We start from the raw sequence: 19,126 nt of genomic DNA, 5'->3' as shown, positions 1-19,126 counted from the left end.
GGGACGGCCGGGCCGGTCAGAGCGTGTCGAGCCAGTTGCGCAGCAACTGCGCTCCGGCGTCGCCGGACTTCTCGGGGTGGAACTGGGTCGCCCACAGCGGGCCGTTCTCGACCGCGGCGACGAACGGCTCGCCATGTGTGGCCCAGGTGACCTTGGGGGCGGGGATGTGCGGGTTGGTCACTTCGAGCTCCCAGGTGCGGACCGCGTAGGAGTGCACGAAGTAGAAGCGGGCGTCCTCGTCCAGGCCCGCGAAGAGCTGGGAGTCCTCGGGGGCCTTGACCGTGTTCCACCCCATGTGGGGGACGACGGGGGCGTTCAGCTGCTCGACGGTGCCGGGCCACTCGTCCAGGCCCTCGGCCTCCACGCCGTGCTCGATGCCGCGCCCGAAGAGGATCTGCATGCCCACGCAGATGCCCATCACCGGGCGCCCGCCGGCCAGCCGGCGCCCCACGAGCCAGTCGCCGCGGGCCTCGCGCAGCCCCTTCATGCAGGCGGCGAAGGCGCCGACGCCGGGGACCAGGAGGCCGTCGGCGGCGTCGGCCCGGTCGTAGTCACGGGTGATCTCGACGTCCGCGCCGACGTGGGCGAGGGACCGCTCGGCGGACCGTACGTTGCCGAAGCCGTAGTCGAAGACGACGACCTTCTTGGCGCCCGAGGTCAATTCCACACCTCCAGCCGAAGGACTCCGGCCGTGAGCGACATCGCGGCGCCGATGCCGAGCAGCACGATGACGCTCTTGGGCAGGCCCTGCTTGACGAAGGAGTAGACCCCACCGAGCAGAAACAGACCGAGGACGATAAAGGCAGTAGAAAGACCGCTCATAGGGCGCCCTTCGTGGAGGGAAGAATGCCCGCGGCGCGCGGGTCGCGCTCGCTCGCATAGCGCAGCGCCCGCGCCAGCGCCTTGAACTGGCATTCGACGATGTGGTGGGCGTTGCGCCCGTACGGGACGTGGACGTGCAGGGCGATCTGCGCCTGCGCGACGAAGGACTCCAGGATGTGCCGGGTCATCGTGGTGTCGTAGGCGCCGATCATCGGCGCCATGTTCTCCGGCTCGCTGTGCACCAGATACGGGCGGCCCGAGAGGTCCACGGTCACCTGGGCCAGCGACTCGTCCAGCGGCACCGTGCAGTTGCCGAAGCGGTAGATCCCCACCTTGTCGCCGAGCGCCTGTTTGAAGGCGGCGCCGAGCGCGAGGGCGGTGTCCTCGATGGTGTGGTGGGTGTCGATGTGCAGGTCGCCCTCGGTCTTGACGGTGAGGTCGAAGAGACCGTGGCGGCCGAGCTGGTCGAGCATGTGGTCGTAGAAGCCGACGCCCGTCGACACGTCTACCTTGCCGACGCCGTCGAGGTCGATCTCGACGACGACCGAGGTTTCCTTGGTGGTGCGCTCCACACGGCCCACGCGGGTCATGCGCTTCTCTCCTTCATCAGCTCGCGTACCGCGTCGAGGAACGCGTCGTTCTCGGCCGGGGTGCCCGCGGTGACCCGCAGTCTGCCCGGCACACCGTTGTCACGGACCAGGACCCCCCGCTCCAGCAGGGCCTGCCACGCCACGTGGGCGTCCTCGAAGCGGCCGAACTGTACGAAATTGGCGTCCGACTCGGTCACCTCGCAGCCGAGCGCGCGCAGCTCGCGCACCAGGCGGTCCCGCTCGGTCTTGAGCGCCTCGACGTATCCGAGCAGGGTATCGGTGTGCTCGAGGGCGGCCAGCGCGGTGGCCTGGGTGACGGCGGACAGGTGGTAGGGCAGGCGGACCAGCTGGACAGCGTCCACCACCGCCGGGTCGGCGGCGAGATAGCCGAGTCGCAGCCCGGCCGCGCCGAACGCCTTGGACATCGTCCGGGAGAGGACGAGCCGGGGCCGTCCCTCGATCAGCGGAAGCAGCGAGGGGCGGTGGCTGAACTCGCCGTACGCCTCGTCGATCACCACGAGCGCCCCGGCCGCGTTCGCCCGTGCCGCCTGTGCCGCGTCGTAGAGGGCCAGCACGGTCTCGGCCTCGACGGCGGTGCCGGTCGGGTTGTTCGGTGAGGTGACGAAGACGACATCGGGGCGGTGCTCGGCGATGGCCGCGCGGGCCGCGTCGACATCGATGGTGAAATCGGCGTTCCGCGGGCCGGAAATCCAGCCGGTGCCGGTGGAGCGGGAGATCAGCGCGTGCATCGAGTACGAGGGCTCGAAGCCGATGGCGGTGCGCCCGGGCCCGCCGAAGGTCTGCAGCAGCTGCTGAAGCACCTCGTTGGAGCCGTTGGCGGCCCACAGATTGGCCACGCCGACCTCGTGGCCGGCCGTGTGGGTCAGATACTTCGCGAGCTCGGTGCGCAGCTCGATCGCGTCCCGGTCCGGGTAGCGGTTGAGGTGGCGGGCCGCCTCGGTGACCCGCTCGGCGATCCGGGCCACCAGCGCCTCGGGCAGCGGGTACGGATTCTCGTTGGTGTTCAGCCGTACGGGTACGTCCAGCTGGGGGGCGCCGTACGGGGACTTGCCGCGCAGCTCGTCCCTGATGGGGAGATCGTCAATCCCGGTCACTTGTCGCCCGGCACCTTCCAGTCGAACCTTGCCTTCACCGCGGCGCCGTGGGCGGGCAGATCCTCCGCCTCGGCGAGCGTCACCACATGGCCGGCGACCTCCGCCAGCGCCTCCCGCGTGTAGTCCACGACATGGATGCCGCGCAGGAAGGACTGCACCGACAGCCCCGAGGAGTGGCAGGCGCAGCCGCCGGTGGGCAGCACATGGTTGGACCCTGCCGCGTAGTCGCCGAGGCTGACGGGCGCGTACGGGCCGACGAAGATCGCCCCGGCGTTCCGCACCCGGGCGGCGACCGCCGCCGCGTCCCTCGTCTGGATCTCCAGGTGCTCGGCGGCGTACGCGTCCACGACCGCGAGCCCCTGATCGAGGCCGTCGACCAGCACGATGCCGGACTGCCGCCCGCTCAGCGCCGGGCGGATCCGGTCCTCGACGTGCTTGGTCGCGGCGACCTGCGCCTCCAGCTCCTTGTCGACCGCCGCGGCCAGCTCCTCGGAGTCGGTGACGAGCACCGAGGCGGCCAGCGGGTCGTGCTCGGCCTGGCTGATCAGGTCGGCTGCGACATGCACCGGGTCGGCGGTGGCGTCGGCGAGGATCGCGATCTCGGTGGGGCCGGCCTCGGCGTCGATGCCGATGCGCCCCTTGAGCAGCCGCTTGGCCGCGGTCACCCAGATGTTTCCGGGCCCGGTGACCAGGGAGACCGGGCGGCACTCCTCGGTGCCGTACGCGAACATGGCGACGGCCTGGGCGCCGCCCGCCGCGTACACCTCGGCCACGCCGAGCAGCGCGCACGCCGCCAGAATGGTGGGGTGCGGCAGCCCGCCGAAGTCACTCTGCGGCGGCGAGGAGACGGCCATCGAGCCGACCCCGGCCTCCTGCGCGGGCACCACGTTCATCACAACGGAGGACGGGTAGACGGACCGGCCGCCCGGCACATAGAGACCCACCCGCTCGACCGGCACCCAGCGCTCGGTGACCGTGCCACCCGGCACGACCTGCGTGGTGTGGTCGGCGCGCCGCTGCTCGCGGTGGACCAGCCGGGTCCGCCGGATGGACTCCTCCAGGGCCGCCCGCAGGGCCGGGTCCAGCTCCTCGAGGGCGCGCGTCAGCGCCTCCTCGGGCACCCGCACCCGCTCGATCGTCACACCGTCGAACCGCCGCGCGTAGTCGATCAGCGCCGCGGTGCCGCGATGGCGCACGTCGTCGCAGATCAGCCGCACCTTCTCCAGGGCGGCCTCGACGTCGAGCTCGGCACGGGGCAACAGGTCGCGGTCGATCCCGCCCTCAGGGAAGGCGGCACCGCGCAGATCGATACGGGAGATCACGCGATCAATTGTCTCAGACCCGTACCGGCGGCCCGCCCCCCGTATCAGTGAGTGATACGTACCCCCTAAGTTGACCTTGGAAGTTAACCCTGACCGCAAGCGTTCAAGCGGTTACTCAGCGGGAATGGGGATCCGTACGGGGGTACGGAGAACAGGAGGGGACACGGCTGTGACCGAGCCACGCGACGGCGATCCACCCCCCGGGCTCGACCTGACCACCGCGGAGTGGGGCATGTGGCAGGCGTTCCGCAACGGCAGCACCCACGATCTGCGCACCTCCCACCCTCAGCGCAACGACCCCTCCGGCCCCTACGCCTGGGGCCCCGAGCGCAGTGTGCGCGCCCGCGTCGTAGCCCTGCTGCTGCTCGACGGCCCTCCCCCGCAGCCCGGCCGGGTCGCCGCGCTCAAGCTCAACGGGGTGCACATCACGGGCACGCTCGACCTGGCCGGCGGCACCATCGAGCCGTATGTGGAGATGAAGAACTGCCGCTTCGAGCGGGAGGTGCTGCTCCCCGAGGCCAGCTTCACCACGCTCCGCCTGGTCGGCTGCGCGCTGCCGCGGCTGGAGGCGGCGCGGCTGCGCACCGAGGGCGATCTGCATCTGCCGCGCTGTGTCGTGGAGCACGGCATCCGGCTCACCGACGCCCATATCGGTACGGACCTGCTGCTCAATCAGTTAGTGGTGCGCCGGGACCGGCGGGGCCAGTCGATCGCCGCCGACGGGCTGACCGTCGCCCAGGACCTACAGGCCGAGATGATCGAGTCGCACGGCGAGCTGAGCATGCGCGGCGCGCAGATCGGCGTGTCGCTCAGCCTGCGCGGCGCCCAGCTGCGCAATCCGTACGGGCGCCGCGCGCTGAACGCCCCGCAGCTGACCGTGGAGCGCAGCCTCTACCTCACCGCCGCCGGGGTGAGCAGCTACTCCAGCGGCTCCACCCCGCCGTACGGCACCAGCAACACGCCGACGCGCGGGACGCGTATCCAGCGCTTCGAGTGCGAGGGCGGGATACGCCTGGACGACGGGCGGTTCAATGACGCGGTCGACTTCGACCAGGCCCGCTTCGTCATGGAGAACGACCAGGAGCTGTCGCTGCGCCGGATCCAGACGCCGGAGCTGCGGTTCGTCGGGGAGCGGCCGCAGCGGGGACGGGTGATCCTCTCCGGCGCGCGGGTGGTCAACCTGGTTGACAAGTCGGTCAGCTGGCCGGGCCCCGGCGGGCTGACCATGGCGGGCTTCTCCTACGAGTGTCTGATCCCGGTCGGCCACTTCCCGCTCTCCCGGCGGCTGGAGTGGGTGGCGGCCGCGACCCCGGAGTTCTCCCGGGGCCCGTACGAGATGCTCGCCACGGCGATGCGCACCAGCGGCGAGGACGCGGAGGCGCGCGAGGTGCTGCTCGCCAAGGAGCGGCGGCGCCGCGAGACGCTGCCGCCGGCCGGGAAGCTGTGGGGCTATCTCCAGGACTGGACCGTGGCCTACGGCTACCGACCCGGCCGGGCGGCGGTGTGGATGGCGGTGCTGTGGGCGATCGGCTCGGTGTTCTTCTCCCACAACCGGCCGGATCCCATCAAGCCGGGCGAGTCGCCGAACTGGAACGCCTCGCTGTACACCCTCGACCTGCTGCTCCCGGTGATCGACCTGGGCCAGGACAGCTACTGGAAACCCGACGGCGCGGTCCAATGGGCGGCCATCGTGACCATCCTGCTCGGCTGGATCCTGGCCACCACCGTCGCCGCTGGCGCCTCCCGGCTGCTGCGCCGCCAGTGATCGGGGCGCGCGGGGCCATTAGGCTTAACGCCTGTGACCTCCGCGCGCCTTCCGCTCTTCCCGCTGAACACGGTGCTGTTCCCGGGGCTCGTCATGCCCCTGAACGTCTTCGAGCAGCGGTATCGCGCCATGATGCGCGATCTGTTGGCGCTCCCCGAGGACGCGCCACGCCGCTTCGGTGTCATCGCCATCCGGGACGGCCGCGAGGTCGCACCGACGGCGGTCGGCCTCCCGGACCCCACCGCCGAGCCCGAACGCGGCGCGGCGGCCGGGTTCGGGCTGGAGCCGATGAAGTCCTTCCACGCCATCGGGTGTGTCGCGGACGCGGCCACCATCCGGGAGCAGAAGGACGGCACCTTCGAGGTGCTCGCCACCGGCACCACCCGCTTCGAACTGCGCTCGGTCGACCCCTCGGGCCCGTATCTGACGGCCGAGATCGACGAGCTCGACGAGAAGCCGGGGGACGGCGCCGGGGCGCTCGCCTCCGGTGTCGTACGCGCCTTCCGCACCTACCAGAAGCGGCTCGCGGGCGCCCGCGAGCGGACCCTGGCCGCCCAGCAGGACCTGCCCGGCGAGCCGTCCGTTCTCTCCTACCTGGTCGCGGCCGCCGCCGTGCTCGACACGCCGACCAAGCAGCGGCTGCTACAGGCCCCCGACACCGCCACCCGGCTGGCCGAGGAGCTGAAAGTACTGCGCGCGGAGAGCGCCCTGATCGGTAAGCTCCCCTCGCTTCCCGCGGTCGATCTGACCCGCCACCCCACCAGCCCCAACTGAGACCCCACCTCACCCCCACCTCATATGGCCAAGAAGAAGACCTCCGCCGGCACCCCGGCCACCACCGCCCTGACCGCCGCCGGCACCGCCTTCACGGTGCACGCCTACGAGCACGACCCGGCGGCCCCCTCCTACGGCGAGGAGGCCGCGCAGGCCCTCGGCGTGGCCCCGGCCCGGGTCTTCAAGACCCTCATCGCGAGCGTCGACGGCGGCCTCACCGTCGCGATCGTGCCCGTCTCCGCCACGCTCGACCTCAAGGCCCTGGCGGCGGCGGTGGGCGGCAAGCGCGCGACCATGGCGGACCCGGCGGCGGCCGAGCGCAGCACGGGCTACGTGCTGGGCGGGATCTCCCCGCTCGGCCAGCGCAAGCGCCTGCCCACGGCCCTGGACGCGTCGGCGTCCACCCACGAGACGATCTGCGTCTCGGCGGGGCGGCGCGGGCTGGAGGTCGAGCTGTCGCCCAAGGACCTCGCGACACTCACGGACGCGGTGCTGGCGCCGATCGCGCGCTTCGACACCTGATCGACTCGGCTCTTGCGGTGACTTTGAGCCGGCGACACGCCGTGGCACCGGCGTGTCGCCGACTCGAAGTCACCGCAACCGCAGGCGCCGGCCGTGCCGGCACGCCCTCAGCCCGTCGGCTGCGCCAGCACAGCTCAGCCCGCCGGCTGCGTCGGCACAGCTCAGCCCGCCGGCTGCGCCGGCTCTTCGTCTCGCGGTCCGAAAAGCGAGGTGAGCCCCAGGTGTACCGCCATGGCCGCGAACGACCACGCCAGCAGCGCCCCCTTGGCCGCCAGCTTCAGCGGCGCGTCGAACGTCACGCCCTTGCCCACCGCCTTGGCGTGCGCCTCGATACTGGACTCGGGGCCGAGCCACACACCGAGCCGCCAGGCGATCACCGAAGCCAGCACCCCGCCGATCGCGAGCCCCACGACCAGCGCGATGCCGCCCCGCCGGAAGAACCAGAAGACGAGGCCCGCGGACACGGCCCCGAAGGCCAGCGCCCACAGGGTGAACACCCCGTCCGCCCCCATCGCCTGCTCGCCCTCGGCGTCCTTCGGATAGATCCCGTCGCCGATCCAGACCAGCGGAACCCGCGGCGCCAGCCACAGCCACACCAGCCCGAGCAGCACCCCGGACACCGCCACCCCGATCGCCACCAGCGCCGCCTGCACCAGCTCGGCGCGCAGCTCGGGGCCGGGCTCGGAGTGGTCCGGAGCCGAGGGGTCCGGCCCAGAGGCGTCCGAGGCGGAGGGGTAGGGCACTGCACCTCCCAACGGAGACGGGTCGTGCGGCGAAGGCTGTTGAGGCTGATCGTGCGGAGTCAACGGTGCGGTCACCCCGTCATGGTGCCAGGCGGTGGAGGTACAGCGGGCGGCGGGAGGCGCGCCGCGGCGCGTCACCGCACGGCCGCGCGCCGATACGCCCAGGTCGCGGCGGCCAGCGAGACCACCGCCACACCCGCGCACACCCCGAGGTCCGCGCAGACCACCAGCCAGTCGGGGTGCCCGTCGAAGGACCGCGCCAACGCCTCCACACCGTACGTCGAGGGCAGCACATCGCGCGCGTACGACACCGGCGCGGGCATCCGCTCGGCAGGCAACACGCCCAGCAGCAGCGCGGCCGACATGCCCAACTGCCCGCACAGCGTGGCCAGTTCCTGGCGGGGCGCGAGCAGCCCGAGCGCCGCGCCCAGGCCCGCGAGGGCCGCGCCGGACAGCGGGATCACCGCGCCCAGCACCCACAGATGCGCCATCGGCAGCTGGAACAGCGCGCTCCCCACCACGGCGGTGACCACCGTCCCCGGCACGGTGAAGGAGGCGTACGCGGCCGCCGCGCCGAGCACGACGGCGGCGGGCGGCACCGGCAGGGTCGCGTAGTGGTCGAGCCCGCCGCTCGCCCGCAGCTGCCCGAAGTACTGCGCCAGCAGGTTCAGCGCGACGAACGCCACGACCAGCACGCTGGACCCGGCGACCACGGACCGCGCCTCCACCCCGCCGTCCACGACCCCGCGCATCAGGATCATGATTCCCACGGACTGGAAGGTCGCCACGAACAGCAGCGGTATCCGGGCCACCCGGGCCCGGGACAGCTGCGCCCGGTAGACGGCGGCCAGCGCGGGCAGCAGCCGCGCCCGCGCCGCCAGTGGGGCGGGGGCGGCGTCGCCGCCGGGCCACGGCGCCTCGGCGGCCCCGGCCAGGGCTTCTCCGCCGGACACAGCCTCCACGGGCACGACACTCACCTTGTGCTGCTCCTGTTCCCCGCGCCGGCCGCACCCCGTGCGGCACCGGCGGCCCCTATGGTCGTCACGCCTTCACCAGCCCCTGCGCCCCCTCCGAGCGGCCGCCAAGGGCGAGATAGACGTCCTCCAGGCTAGGCGTCGCCAGCGTGAAGTCGTCGAGCGCGGCGAAGGCCGGGCCGCCGGTCACCGTGGCGATCGCGGCCCGGGCCCGCTCCGGGGCCATCCGCAGCGTCCAGCGCCGCCCGGAGACCAGCGCGGCCTCCCGCAGCGCCGCGACCTCCGGCACCTCCAGCGGCGGCTCCCCGCGCCATACGAGGTCCACCCGGACCTCGTCGGCGACCAGCGTCTTCAGCCCGGCCGGGGTGTCGCAGGCGATGACCCGGCCGCGCTCCAGCACCGCCACCCGGTCCAGGACGGTCTCCGCCTCGATCACATTGTGCGTGACCAGCAGCACCGTCGCCCCCCGCTCCGCCCGCCGCCGGTCGACGGCGGCCCACACGGCCCGCCGGGCGACGGGGTCCATCCCGGTGGTCGGCTCGTCCAGCACCAGCAGCGGCCGCTCCCCGACCAGCGCGGCGGCGAAGCAGGCCAGCCGCCGCTGCCCGCCGGAGAGCTTCCTGAGCGGGCGCCCGGCCAGCTCGCCGAGGCCCAGCTCCTCGATCACCGCGTCCCGCTCCGCGCGGGCGGCGCGGACGTCCAGCCCGCGCAGCCGCCCCGTGGTCTCGGCGGCGAGCGAGACGGTCAGCTCGTCCAGCGCGGTCGAGTCCTGCCCCAGATAGCCGAGGAGGCGCGCCGCGCGCTCGGGGTGGCGTACGAGATCGTGGCCGAGGACCCGGACACTGCCCTCGTCGGGGCGGAGCAGCCCGGTGAGCTGGCGCACCAGGGTGGACTTCCCGGCGCCGTTCGGGCCGAGCAGCCCGAACACCTCGCCACGGCCCACCTCGAGGTCGATGCCGTCACTGGCCCGGACGGCGGGGGCGACGGGCGCGCCCCGGCGGCCGCGCGCGGTGGGATAGGTCTTGACCAGGCCGCGCACGGTGCACACCACATCGCCGCCCACAGCCTGTTTCGCGCCCGTCCTCACGAGCTACGAGGGTACGCGTCCAATCACCCCCGCTTGCCCTCGGGTCGGGGGCGCCCCTTATCCATGGCTCGGTTCTCCCCCAGCTGCCGCTGGGAGGTGCCCGCGCCGGGGCAATCAGTCGGGTGCCGGGGCGTGCTCGGCGGCCGTACGGGTGTCGATCTCGCGCCAGAAGCCGGCCCGGATCGCGTAGCGGTCGTGCTCGTCGATCTGGTCGTCCTTGTGGGCGAGCAGCCCGAAGCGGGCCGCGTAGCGCAGCAGTTCCCCGTCGATGCGGTGGGGGATGCGCGGGTACTCGGTGGAGAGCTGCTGGAGGTGGCCCGGGTCGGAGAGCCGCTCGATCCAGCGGCGGGCGAAGACCTGGCCCACCTCGAAGGGGTCGCCGCTGACGGTGGTGATGTCCTCCTCGCGGTCGGCCCAGCGCTGCTCGGGGCTGGTGAGCTGGGCCAGCATGGGCAGCCCGGCGGTCTCCGGCGGCTCGCCGAGCCCGGTGCCCGAGCCGCGCTCGATCCAGCCCTTGTCGGAGGACCAGCGCAGCGTGGCGCTGGGGGCCGGCTGGGCGCCCGTGTGGCTGCCGGCGCCGCGGCCGAGGTCGGCGAGGTCCTTGGGCGTGGGCACGCCTCTGCCGCCGGGCGCTGAGCCCGCCTCCGTGCCGTCCGCCGGGGCGGTGTCGGGGCCGGCGGCGCCGGAGCCGCCCGCCGGGGCCGCGTCGGCGGCCCGCCCGCCCGCGGCGCGCCCGGGCGCGCCGCCCGGCCGTGCGGCGCCGTTGCGGCCCGGGGCCAGGTCGCCGGGGACGCCCGGAACCCCGGAGACACCGGTCACCGCCCCTGCGGCGGCCGCCGCGGCCGTCTCGGGCAGCGGGGCGGAGAGGATGGCCGCGATCTCCGGCCGGGGCTCGGAGACGGGCGCGCACGGCCCGGTGAGGTCCTTGGCGCGGACGGCCCGGGTGATCCACGCGCGGTCCAGGACCCGCCGCTCGTCGGCCTCGGCGACCAGGTCCTCCGACTGGTTGTAGTCGCCGTCGGCGGCCTGGACGGCCCACAGGTGGACGGCCACGCCGTGTTCCTTGGCGGACATCAGGCCGGGCAGCAGGTCGCCGTCGCCGGTGACGAGGACGATGTCGGAGCAGGCGCGGTTGCGGGCCAGCTCGGTGAGCTCGGCGTGCATGGCGGCGTCCACGCCCTTCTGCGCCCAGCGGCCGTCGCTGCGGGTCAGGGCGCCCAGCCGGACGGTGACACGGGGCATGACGCGCAGCCGCCGGTGCTCGGGCTGGGGAACGCGGTCGGGGGCTCCGTCGAACCAGTAGATGCGCAGCAGCGGCCGCTCGGTGTCGGCTTCGGCGCGCTCGCGCAGCCCCTGGATGAGGGTCGCGTGGTCGACGGAGATGCGGGACCGGGCTGGCTCCCCGGCGAGCAGGCTCGCGGCGGCGCCCAGCAGATAGCCGGCGTCCACCAGGACGACGCAGCGGTCCACGTTCCACCCTCTTTCCTGAAGTCCAGTCCTCGGTCGCCCCCCGTGCACAGCCGTGCTCAGATTCCTGTTTTCGGCCTCTTCATGGAGTGTGCCCGACCGTACCGGGGTTATCAGTCCGAACTGGATCACTGGCGTGGCGGATACGGCTTACCCTCGAAGACCCTCCTTCTCACTCACCGTAATTGCCCGAAATGCAGCCTTCGCTCCGGCGTGCCAGTGTTTCTTCCCGGAGGGCTCTTCCCCTGGGGGGCGATCCCAACTGGAGGCACAGGACCATGGCTAAGAACAAGAACCGCGACCGCAAGCAGCAACAGCAGCAGCGCCAGGGCCGCGGTACGGCCGACCGTCCGAGTGAGCAGGCACAGAACTCCTCGATGGACGCGCAGTCGCAGGCCATGCAGTCGGAGGGCGGCCCGGCGACGGCCCCTTCGACCACCGCCCGTAAGGACCGGCAGAAGAGCTTCGGCCACAATTGATCGCCACCGCACAGCGGTTGAGGGGCGCGCCCGGTGCGGGCGCGCCCCTCCCATGAGCGGTGGTCCGTCAGCCCGCTCTCATGACTGGTGTCCGTCAGCCCGCCAGGCAGGCCGGCCCCAGCAGCACCTTGAGGTCGCCGAACAGCGCGGGGTCGGCGGTGACCCGGTGCCGGTCGAGCCGGAGCACCGTGGTCTTACGCGCCCCCTGGAGCTTGATTCGCACCTCGGTGGAGCCCCGGTGGTGGGTGAGCACCTCGCCGAGCTTCTCGACCAGGGGCGGGGTGACCTTCACCGTGGGGATGGTGATCGTCACGGGCGCGTTGGCCCCGGCCTCGGACAGGTCGGGGACCATGAGCTCCATGGCGACCAGCCGGGGTACGTCCTCGCGCTTGTCGAGGCGTCCCTTGACGAACACGACGGTGTCCTCGACCAGTTGGGTGGAGACCAGCTGGTAGGTGGCGGGGAAGAACATGCAGTCGATGGAGCCCGCGAGGTCCTCGACGGTGGCGATGGCCCAGGCGTTGCCCTGCTTGGTCATCTTGCGCTGGAGGCCGGAGATGATGCCGCCGATGGTGACGATGGCGCCGTCGGAGTGCTCACCGCCGGTGAGCTGGGCGATGGCGGCGTCGGCCTTGTCGTTGAGGACGTGCTCGATGCCGAAGAGCGGGTGGTCGGAGACGTACAGGCCGAGCATCTCGCGCTCCTGGGCGAGCAGATACGCCTTGTCCCACTCGATGTCGGAGAACTCGACGTCGAGCCCGAAGCCCGGCCCGTCGCCGCCTCCGTCGTCGCCGCCCATGCCGCCGAAGAGGTCGAACTGGCCCTCGGCCTCCTTGCGCTTCACCGCGACCACGTTGTCGATCATGGTCTCGTAGTGGGCGGTGAGCCCCTTGCGGGTGTGGCCCATCTCGTCGAAGGCCCCGGCCTTGATCAGCGATTCGGTGGTGCGCTTGTTGCACACGACCGCCTCGACCTTGTCCAGATAGTCCGGGAAGGAGCTGTATTTCCCCTTCGACTTGCGACTGCGGATGATCGCCTCGACGACGTTGGCGCCGACGTTACGGACCGCGGTGAGACCGAAGAGGATCACATCGTCGCCCTGGGCGGCAAAGTTCGCCTCGGACTCGTTGACGTTCGGCGTGAGCACCTTGATGCCCATGCGGCGGCACTCGTTGAGGTAGATCGCCGACTTGTCCTTGTCGTCGCGCACCGAGGTGAGCAGCCCGGCCATGTACTCGGCGGGGTAGTTGGCCTTGAGGTACGCGGTCCAGTAGGTGACCAGACCGTACGCGGAGGAGTGGGCCTTGTTGAAGGCGTAGCCGGCGAAGGGGACCAGCACGTCCCACACCGCCTGGATGGCCTCGTCGGAGTAGCCGCGGTCGCGGCAGCCCTTCTGGAAGGGGATGAACTCCTTGTCGAGGACCTCCTTCTTCTTCTTGCCCATCGCGCGCCGCAGCAGGTCGGCCTGGCCCAGTGAGTAGCCCGCGAGCACCTGGGCGGCCTTCTGCACCTGCTCCTGGTAGACGACCAGGCCGTAGGTGATGCCGAGGACCTCCTTGAGCGGCTCCTCCAGCTCCGGGTGGATCGGGGTGATCTCCTGCTGGCCGTTCTTCCGCAGCGCGTAGTTGATGTGCGAGTTCATGCCCATCGGGCCCGGCCGGTAGAGGGCCGAGACGGCGGAGATGTCCTCGAAGTTGTCGGGCTTCATCATGCGCAGCAGGGAGCGCATGGGGCCGCCGTCGAACTGGAAGACGCCGAGCGTGTCACCGCGGCACAGCAGGTCATAGGTCTTGGGGTCGTCCAGCGGCAGCTCGAGCAGCTTGAGGTCGACGCCCTTGTTGGCGCGCACCATCTTGACCGCGTCGTCCATGATGGTCAGGTTGCGCAGGCCGAGGAAGTCCATCTTCAGCAGGCCGAGCGACTCACAGGTGGGGTAGTCCCACTGGGTCACGACCTGGCCGTCGTTCTTCGGCGAGAAGACCGGCACATGCTCGGTCACGGTCTCGCTGGACATGATCACGCCCGCGGCGTGCACACCCATCTGCCGCACCAGGCCCTCGATACCGCGGGCGGTATCGATGACCTTCTTCACATCCGCCTCGTTCTCGTACATCCCGCGCACCTCGGCCGCCTCGCTGTAGCGGGGGTGCTTCTCGTCGGTGATGCCGGACAGCGGAATGCCCTTGCCGAGCACATCGGCGGGCATGGCCTTGGTGATCCGGTCGCCCATCGCGTACGGGTAACCGAGTACCCGGGCCGAGTCCTTGATCGCGTTCTTGGCCTTGATGGTGCCGTACGTGCCGATCTGGGCGACCTTGTCGGCGCCGTACTTCTCGGTGACGTACCTGATCACCTCACCGCGCCTGCGCTCGTCGAAGTCGATGTCGACATCGGGCATGGAGACGCGCTCGGGGTTCAGGAACCGCTCGAAGATCAGGCCGTGGTCGATCGGGTCGAGGTCGGTGATGCCCATCGCGTACGCGACGATCGAACCGGCCGCGGAACCACGGCCGGGGCCGACCGCGATGCCGTTGTTCTTCGCCCACATGATGAAGTCGGCGACCACGAGGAAGTAGCCCGGGAACCCCATCTGGATGATGACGTCCATCTCGTAATCGGCCTGCTTCTGGCGGTCCTCCGGCACCCCGGCCGGGTACCGGCGCTCCATGCCGCGCTTGACCTCCTCCTGGAACCAGGAGACCTCCGTGTAGCCCTCGGGCACGTCGAAGCGCGGCATCAGGTCATGCTTGTCGAACCACCCTGTGGCGTCGATCTGCTCGGCGACCAGCAGGGTGTTCCGGCATCCTTCCTGCCAGGCGTCGGAGGAGTCGATGGCGTACATCTCGTCCGTCGACTTCAGGTAGTAGCCGGAGCCGTCGAAGCGGAAGCGGTCGGGGTCGGAGAGGTTCTTGCCGGTCTGGACGCACAGCAGCGCGTCGTGGGCCTCGGACTCGCGGGAGTAGGTGTAGTGCGAGTCGTTGGTGACCAGCGGGGGGATGCCCAGCTTCTTGCCGACCTCCAGCAGGCCGTCGCGGACCCGGCGCTCGATCTCGATCCCGTGGTCCATCAGCTCAAGGAAGTACTTGTCCTTGCCGAAGATGTCCTGGTACTCCGAGGCGGCCTTGAGGGCCTCGTCGAACTGGCCGAGCCGCAGCCGGGTCTGCAGCTCGCCGGACGGACAGCCCGTGGAGGCGATCAGGCCCTCCGACCACTGGGCGATGGTCTCCTTGTCCATCCGGGGCCACTTGACGAAGTAGCCCTCCATATAGGCGTCCGAGGAGAGCCTGAAGAGATTGTGCAGACCGGCCTTGTTGGAGGCCCAGATCGTCTTGTGGGTGTAACCACCGGAGCCGGAGACGTCGTCCCGCTTCTGGTGCGGCTGGCCCCACTGGACCCGTCGCTTGTAGCGCCGCGACTCGGGGGCGACATACGCCTCGATCCCGATGATCGGCGTGATGCCCGCGCCGGTCGCCTGCTGGTAGAAGTCGTACGCGCCGTGGAGGTTGCCATGGTCGGTCATGGCGATGTGCGTCATGCCCATTTCCTGGCAGGCGTTGAACATGTCCTTGAGCCGCGCCGCACCATCCAGCAGCGAGTACTGGGTGTGGACATGCAGGTGCGTGAAGGGCGGCTTGGTCACGGTGGCAGACCTCCGGCGAACGGTCGGTGACGGGTGGCGATGAACGGTGACGGAACAGCTCCGAAGGTTACCCCTCCGGACTGACAGCGGGCGGGCACCCACGAGTAGCCTCAGGCGTTGGGACGGACGGAACGAGCCGTCCCGTTCGCGATCTTTGTCATGCTCTTCTACACGTTCTTTTTTCACGCACCAGGAGGCGCCCCGCGATGCCGACCCAGCAGACCCAGGCGGAACAGCGCGGCGAGCACATCCTCGCCATCTTCGACACCGCCTTCGGCGAGCTGCTCGCCGCCGACCCGGCCGCCTTCCGCGTCAAGTTCCGCAAGATGGCCGCCTCGGCCTTCGCGTTCTACCGCGGCACGGCCTGCCTGTTCTACGCCGATGTGGAGCAGGAGCGCGACGGCGGCCCCTACCTGGACGAGCGCACGGGCCGGGTGTGGATCCACGGTGACCTCCACGCCGAGAACTTCGGCACCTACATGGACGCCAACGGCCGCCTGATCTTCAACGTCAACGACTTCGACGAGGCGTATGTCGGCCCCTTCACCTGGGACCTCAAGCGCTTCGCGGCCTCCGTCGCGCTGATCGGCTACACCAAGGCGCTCAGCGACGAGAAGATCAGCGAGCTGGTGCGCATCTACGCGGCCGCCTACCGCGAGCGTATCCACGCCCTGGCCGCCGGCGCCAAGAACGACGAGGTGCCGCCCTTCACCCTGGAGACCGCCGAGGGCCCGCTGCTGGACGCGCTGCGTGACGCCCGCTCGCTGACCCGCTTCGGGCTGCTCGACTCGATGACCACGATCCGCGACTTCGAGCGGCGCTTCGCCTCCGGCGGCGGCTCGGTCGAGCTGGACGCGGCGACCCGCTACAAGGTCCTGGCCGCCTTCGACGGCTATCTGGAGACGCTCCCCGAGTCCAGCCTCGCCCGGCCGGACTCCTACCGCGTCAAGGACGTCGTCGGCCGCCGCGGCATCGGCATCGGCAGCGCCGGGCTGCCCTCGTACAACATCCTTCTGGAGGGCAACAGCGACGCCCTCGAGAACGATGTGGTGATCTACATGAAGCAGGCGCAGACCCCGGCGGTCTCCCGGCACATCACGGACGAGCCGGTGCGCTCGTACTTCCACCACGAGGGACACCGCACGGTCATCTCGCAGCGCGCCCTACAGGCGCACGCCGACCCCTGGCTGGGCTGGACCGAGCTGGACGGCTCGGGGCAGCTGGTCGCCGAGATCTCCCCGTACGCGGTGGACCTCGACTGGTCCGACATCGACGATCCGGCCGAGATCGCGGCGGTCGTCGCCGACCTGGGGCGGGCCACGGCCACCATGCACGCGGCCGCCGACGACCAGAGCGGCCACTCGCTGGTGCCCTTCTCCACCGAGCGGGCCATCGACGCGGTGATCGCGGCGGACGAGGGCGGCTTCGCGGAGCTGCTGGTGGACTTCGCGCACTCCTACGGGGCACGGGCGCGGGCCGACCACCAGATCTTCGTGGACCTCTTCCGGAACGGCCGCATTCCCGGGCTGTGAGTATCGATATGCGGCTCCGCCGCGTGGACCTGCTCAAGGTCGCAGGCGGGTGGGCGGGGAGCGATCCCCGCCCACGATCTTGACGCCACCCCTACAGCCCGTCGTGTGACAATCGGACCTTATGGACGGTACGGGACCGCTGCTGAGGGCACTGCGCGCGGCGCTGTTCACAGCGCTGTGCGTCACGCTGTCCTCCGCCGCCCACGTCCTGCTGTCGCGCGCGCCGCTGCCGCTGCCGACCGTGGCGGCGCTGTCGGCCGTCGTCTTCGTGATCGCGTACGCCCTGGCGGGCCGGGAGCGCGGCTACTGGAGCATCGCCGCCCTCCTGGTCCCGCTGGAGCTGGCCGCCGACACGGTGTTCACCACCGGCCAGAGCGCCTGTTACGGGCCCTCTGGCGGCCCCGTGGCGGGCTCCCTGCGCGCCCTGGGGGTGGACCTCCTGTGTGGTGGCGGCGGCGTCGGCTCCCCGCTGGCCCGGGTCGCCGGGCCGGACGGCGGCGGCGCCCTCACGGCCGCCGTGGGCTCCGCCACCCCCTGGCTGCTGCTCGCCGCCCATGTCGCGGTCGGGCTGATCGCCGCGGCCTGGCTGCGGCGCGGCGAGGCCGCCGTGGCCCGGCTGCTCACCTCGCTCACCGCCTTCGCCTTCCGGCCGCTGCTGCTGGCCGCCGCGGTGGTCACCGCGGCCTTCGCGCCCCGGCGCCGCTCCCCGCGGCCGGTGGGACCCCCGAGTCCGGCCCCGGCGCTCCCTCTCCTCGTGCACTCCGTCGTGCGGCGTGGTCCGCCGTGCTCAGCCACCGCCTGAGCACAGCGTTTCCCACCCTTTCGTGCGACTTCGTGCGACCTTCACACGACGGAGACCGATCCACCATGAGCAACCGCAACAGCCACCAGAACAAGCAGGCCGCCCGCGAGCGGCTGCGCGCCGAGCGCGAGCGCCAGGCCAAGAAGGACCGGATGCGCCGCCAGCTGGTCGTCGGCGGCGCGGTCGTCGCCATCCTCGCGATAGCGGGCGGCATAGGCTACGGCGTCACCCAGCTGAACGGCGGCGACAACGCCAGCAAGAAGTGGAAGGCCGCCGCCGAGAAGACGGCCCTGGTGAAGCCCGCCCACACCACCGGCCCCCAGGGCACGACCGTGGTCATCGGCAACAAGAACGCCAAGAACACCCTGCATGTCTACGAGGACATGCGCTGCCCGATCTGCGCGGAGTTCGAGCAGTACACGGGCAGGACCGTGGCGAAGGACATCAAGGACGGCACCTTCAAGGCGCAGTACACGATGGGCACCTTCCTGGACGACAAGGAAGGCATCGTCGGGGCCGGTTCGAAGAACGCCCTGAGCGCGCTGGGCGCGGCCCTCAATGTCAGCCCGGACGCCTTCCTGGAGTACAAGTCCGCGCTCTACTCGGCCAAGAACCACCCCCAGGAGACCGACGACGCCTTCGCCGGCGACCAGAAGCTGATCGCCATCGCCCAGCAGGTCAAGGAGCTCAAGGGCAACAAGACCTTCGAGAAGGCCGTGACGAACGGCACCTACGACCGGTGGGCGCTGGCCATGTCGAAGACGTTCGACGACACCAAGGACGTGACCGGCACCCCGACGATCAAGCTGAACGGCAAGATCCTGACGGCGGACAGCAAGGGGAGCCCCCCGCTCACCCCGGACCAGTTCACCCCGCTGGTCCAGCAGAACCTCAGGAAGTAGCGCCGACGGCCCGGGGCGCTGACCGGCTACCGCTCCCCCGCCACCTCCGCGAGGAAGCCGAGCGCCACCTTCCAGGTGGCCTCGGCCGCCTCCTCGTCCCAGTCCGGCAGCTCCGGGTCGGTGAACAGGTGCCCGGCCCCCGGATAGCGGTAGATCTCCACGTCCGCCCCGGCCCGCCCCATCCGCAGATACCAGGCGTTCAGCCAGTCGTGCGGCTCGAAGGGGTCCGGATCCGCGACATGCAGCTGCACCGGCAGGCCGTCCGCCGCCGCGTCCTCGGCGATGTCCGAGGTGCCGTGCAGAAGCAGCAGCCCGCGCGCCTTCTCGTCGCCCAGCGCCAGGTTCTGGGCGATCGACCCGCCGAGCGAGAACCCCGCGTACACCACGCCGCGGTCCGACAGCGGCGCGACCGCCGCCACGGCCCGCCGCAGCAGCTCATCCTTGCCGATCTCCTCCTTGAGGGCCATGCCGTCCTCGGCGCTGTCGGCCGTCCGCCCCTCGAACAGATCGGGTACGTGAACCTCGTGCCCCGCCGCGCGCAGCCGCTCCGCGGCGGCGTGCACGGCGGGCCGCAGCCCGTACATCGAATG

18 protein-coding genes are annotated in these 19,126 nt (G+C 71.3%); 7 read left to right on the top strand and 11 right to left on the bottom strand.

What is annotated here, in order from left to right:
- Positions 1–16 precede the first annotated feature (16 nt).
- The 5 genes from hisH to hisD are packed head-to-tail and all read right to left on the bottom strand — an operon-like array spanning position 17 to position 3,849.
- The gene (gene hisH / locus ACWY4P_RS39620; RefSeq protein WP_456213214.1) at positions 17–661 is read right to left on the bottom strand and encodes an imidazole glycerol phosphate synthase subunit HisH; all 645 of its coding nucleotides are present in this window, start codon (positions 659–661) and stop codon (positions 17–19) included.
- Entirely contained in the window at positions 658–822 is a 165-nt protein-coding gene (locus tag ACWY4P_RS39615; RefSeq protein WP_456205451.1) for a hypothetical protein, read from the bottom strand. The genes hisH and ACWY4P_RS39615 overlap by 4 nt, the downstream gene beginning before the upstream one ends.
- Positions 819–1,412: an imidazoleglycerol-phosphate dehydratase HisB gene (gene hisB, locus ACWY4P_RS39610; RefSeq protein ID WP_456205450.1), complete on the bottom strand. Its 594-nt coding sequence runs from the start codon at positions 1,410–1,412 to the stop codon at positions 819–821. Before hisB ends, ACWY4P_RS39615 begins: the two co-directional genes overlap by 4 nt.
- The gene (locus ACWY4P_RS39605) at positions 1,409–2,527 is read right to left on the bottom strand and encodes a histidinol-phosphate transaminase (RefSeq protein ID WP_456205449.1); all 1,119 of its coding nucleotides are present in this window, start codon (positions 2,525–2,527) and stop codon (positions 1,409–1,411) included. The genes hisB and ACWY4P_RS39605 overlap by 4 nt, the downstream gene beginning before the upstream one ends.
- A complete protein-coding gene (gene hisD / locus ACWY4P_RS39600; RefSeq protein WP_456205448.1) occupies positions 2,524–3,849 on the bottom strand; it encodes a histidinol dehydrogenase in 1,326 nt (441 codons plus the stop codon). Before hisD ends, ACWY4P_RS39605 begins: the two co-directional genes overlap by 4 nt.
- A 169-nt stretch (positions 3,850–4,018) precedes the next feature.
- Between hisD and ACWY4P_RS39595 the strand changes: the two genes are divergently transcribed.
- From ACWY4P_RS39595 to ybaK, 3 genes are read left to right on the top strand one after another with little or no spacing between them, the layout of a single operon-like run.
- Complete coding sequence (locus ACWY4P_RS39595; protein WP_456205447.1) at positions 4,019–5,614, top strand: oxidoreductase; 1,596 nt, start codon at positions 4,019–4,021, stop codon at positions 5,612–5,614.
- A gap of 33 nt (positions 5,615–5,647) precedes the next feature.
- A complete protein-coding gene (locus ACWY4P_RS39590; RefSeq protein ID WP_456205445.1) occupies positions 5,648–6,388 on the top strand; it encodes an LON peptidase substrate-binding domain-containing protein in 741 nt (246 codons plus the stop codon).
- A 24-nt stretch (positions 6,389–6,412) separates the two neighbouring features.
- On the top strand, positions 6,413–6,910 hold the full coding sequence (ybaK, locus tag ACWY4P_RS39585; protein WP_456205444.1) for a Cys-tRNA(Pro) deacylase: 498 nt from the start codon (positions 6,413–6,415) through the stop codon (positions 6,908–6,910).
- A gap of 161 nt (positions 6,911–7,071) precedes the next feature.
- Here the strand turns inward: ybaK and ACWY4P_RS39580 are convergent, their stop codons facing one another.
- From ACWY4P_RS39580 to ACWY4P_RS39565, 4 genes are all read right to left on the bottom strand, one after another.
- Positions 7,072–7,728 carry a DUF2567 domain-containing protein gene (locus ACWY4P_RS39580; RefSeq protein ID WP_456205442.1) on the bottom strand — a complete coding sequence of 219 codons (657 nt, stop codon included), beginning with the start codon at positions 7,726–7,728 and terminating at the stop codon, positions 7,072–7,074.
- Between the two features lie 59 nt (positions 7,729–7,787).
- Complete coding sequence (locus tag ACWY4P_RS39575; protein ID WP_456213213.1) at positions 7,788–8,588, bottom strand: ABC transporter permease; 801 nt, start codon at positions 8,586–8,588, stop codon at positions 7,788–7,790.
- A gap of 106 nt (positions 8,589–8,694) precedes the next feature.
- The gene (locus ACWY4P_RS39570; protein ID WP_456205441.1) at positions 8,695–9,714 is read right to left on the bottom strand and encodes an ABC transporter ATP-binding protein; all 1,020 of its coding nucleotides are present in this window, start codon (positions 9,712–9,714) and stop codon (positions 8,695–8,697) included.
- A gap of 114 nt (positions 9,715–9,828) precedes the next feature.
- The gene (locus ACWY4P_RS39565; protein ID WP_456205439.1) at positions 9,829–11,184 is read right to left on the bottom strand and encodes an NYN domain-containing protein; all 1,356 of its coding nucleotides are present in this window, start codon (positions 11,182–11,184) and stop codon (positions 9,829–9,831) included.
- 275 nt (positions 11,185–11,459) lie between these two features.
- Here ACWY4P_RS39565 and ACWY4P_RS39560 point away from each other — a divergent pair, with 275 nt between their 5' ends.
- Positions 11,460–11,660, top strand: a complete 201-nt coding sequence (locus ACWY4P_RS39560; RefSeq protein ID WP_456205438.1) for a hypothetical protein — start codon at positions 11,460–11,462, stop codon at positions 11,658–11,660.
- Between the two features lie 94 nt (positions 11,661–11,754).
- Here ACWY4P_RS39560 and dnaE read toward each other — a convergent pair whose 3' ends face one another.
- Positions 11,755–15,300: a DNA polymerase III subunit alpha gene (dnaE, locus tag ACWY4P_RS39555; RefSeq protein WP_456205437.1), complete on the bottom strand. Its 3,546-nt coding sequence runs from the start codon at positions 15,298–15,300 to the stop codon at positions 11,755–11,757.
- A 206-nt stretch (positions 15,301–15,506) separates the two neighbouring features.
- Here dnaE and ACWY4P_RS39550 point away from each other — a divergent pair, with 206 nt between their 5' ends.
- From ACWY4P_RS39550 to ACWY4P_RS39540, 3 genes are all read left to right on the top strand, one after another.
- Positions 15,507–16,832, top strand: coding sequence for a DUF2252 domain-containing protein (locus tag ACWY4P_RS39550; protein ID WP_456205436.1), 1,326 nt, complete (start codon positions 15,507–15,509; stop codon positions 16,830–16,832).
- A 121-nt stretch (positions 16,833–16,953) separates the two neighbouring features.
- Positions 16,954–17,634 carry a hypothetical protein gene (locus ACWY4P_RS39545; RefSeq protein WP_456205434.1) on the top strand — a complete coding sequence of 227 codons (681 nt, stop codon included), beginning with the start codon at positions 16,954–16,956 and terminating at the stop codon, positions 17,632–17,634.
- Positions 17,635–17,699: 65 nt separating this feature from the next.
- Positions 17,700–18,536 carry a thioredoxin domain-containing protein gene (locus ACWY4P_RS39540; RefSeq protein ID WP_456205432.1) on the top strand — a complete coding sequence of 279 codons (837 nt, stop codon included), beginning with the start codon at positions 17,700–17,702 and terminating at the stop codon, positions 18,534–18,536.
- 26 nt (positions 18,537–18,562) lie between these two features.
- On the opposite strand, the gene ACWY4P_RS39535 is transcribed toward ACWY4P_RS39540, so the two are convergent.
- Positions 18,563–19,120 carry a dienelactone hydrolase family protein gene (locus tag ACWY4P_RS39535; protein ID WP_456213212.1) on the bottom strand — a complete coding sequence of 186 codons (558 nt, stop codon included), beginning with the start codon at positions 19,118–19,120 and terminating at the stop codon, positions 18,563–18,565.
- Positions 19,121–19,126: the final 6 nt, after the last annotated feature.

This window comes from Streptomyces sp. LZ34 (assembly GCF_053890475.1).
Note: the sequence above shows the minus strand (reverse complement) of the source record. Positions and strands in the feature narration are given on the sequence as shown.

Bases quoted from the DNA above. Each gene is read 5' to 3' on its own strand.
- ACWY4P_RS39560 (WP_456205438.1), top strand. From the start codon at position 11,460: ATGGCTAAGAACAAGAACCGCGACCGCAAGCAGCAACAGCAGCAGCGC.
- ybaK (WP_456205444.1), top strand. From the start codon at position 6,413: ATGGCCAAGAAGAAGACCTCCGCCGGCACCCCGGCCACCACCGCCCTG.
- ACWY4P_RS39540 (WP_456205432.1), top strand. From the start codon at position 17,700: ATGAGCAACCGCAACAGCCACCAGAACAAGCAGGCCGCCCGCGAGCGG.
- ACWY4P_RS39545 (WP_456205434.1), top strand. From the start codon at position 16,954: ATGGACGGTACGGGACCGCTGCTGAGGGCACTGCGCGCGGCGCTGTTC.
- ACWY4P_RS39550 (WP_456205436.1), top strand. From the start codon at position 15,507: ATGCCGACCCAGCAGACCCAGGCGGAACAGCGCGGCGAGCACATCCTC.
- ACWY4P_RS39615 (WP_456205451.1), bottom strand. From the start codon at position 822: ATGAGCGGTCTTTCTACTGCCTTTATCGTCCTCGGTCTGTTTCTGCTC.
- hisB (WP_456205450.1), bottom strand. From the start codon at position 1,412: ATGACCCGCGTGGGCCGTGTGGAGCGCACCACCAAGGAAACCTCGGTC.
- ACWY4P_RS39535 (WP_456213212.1), bottom strand. From the start codon at position 19,120: ATGTACGGGCTGCGGCCCGCCGTGCACGCCGCCGCGGAGCGGCTGCGC.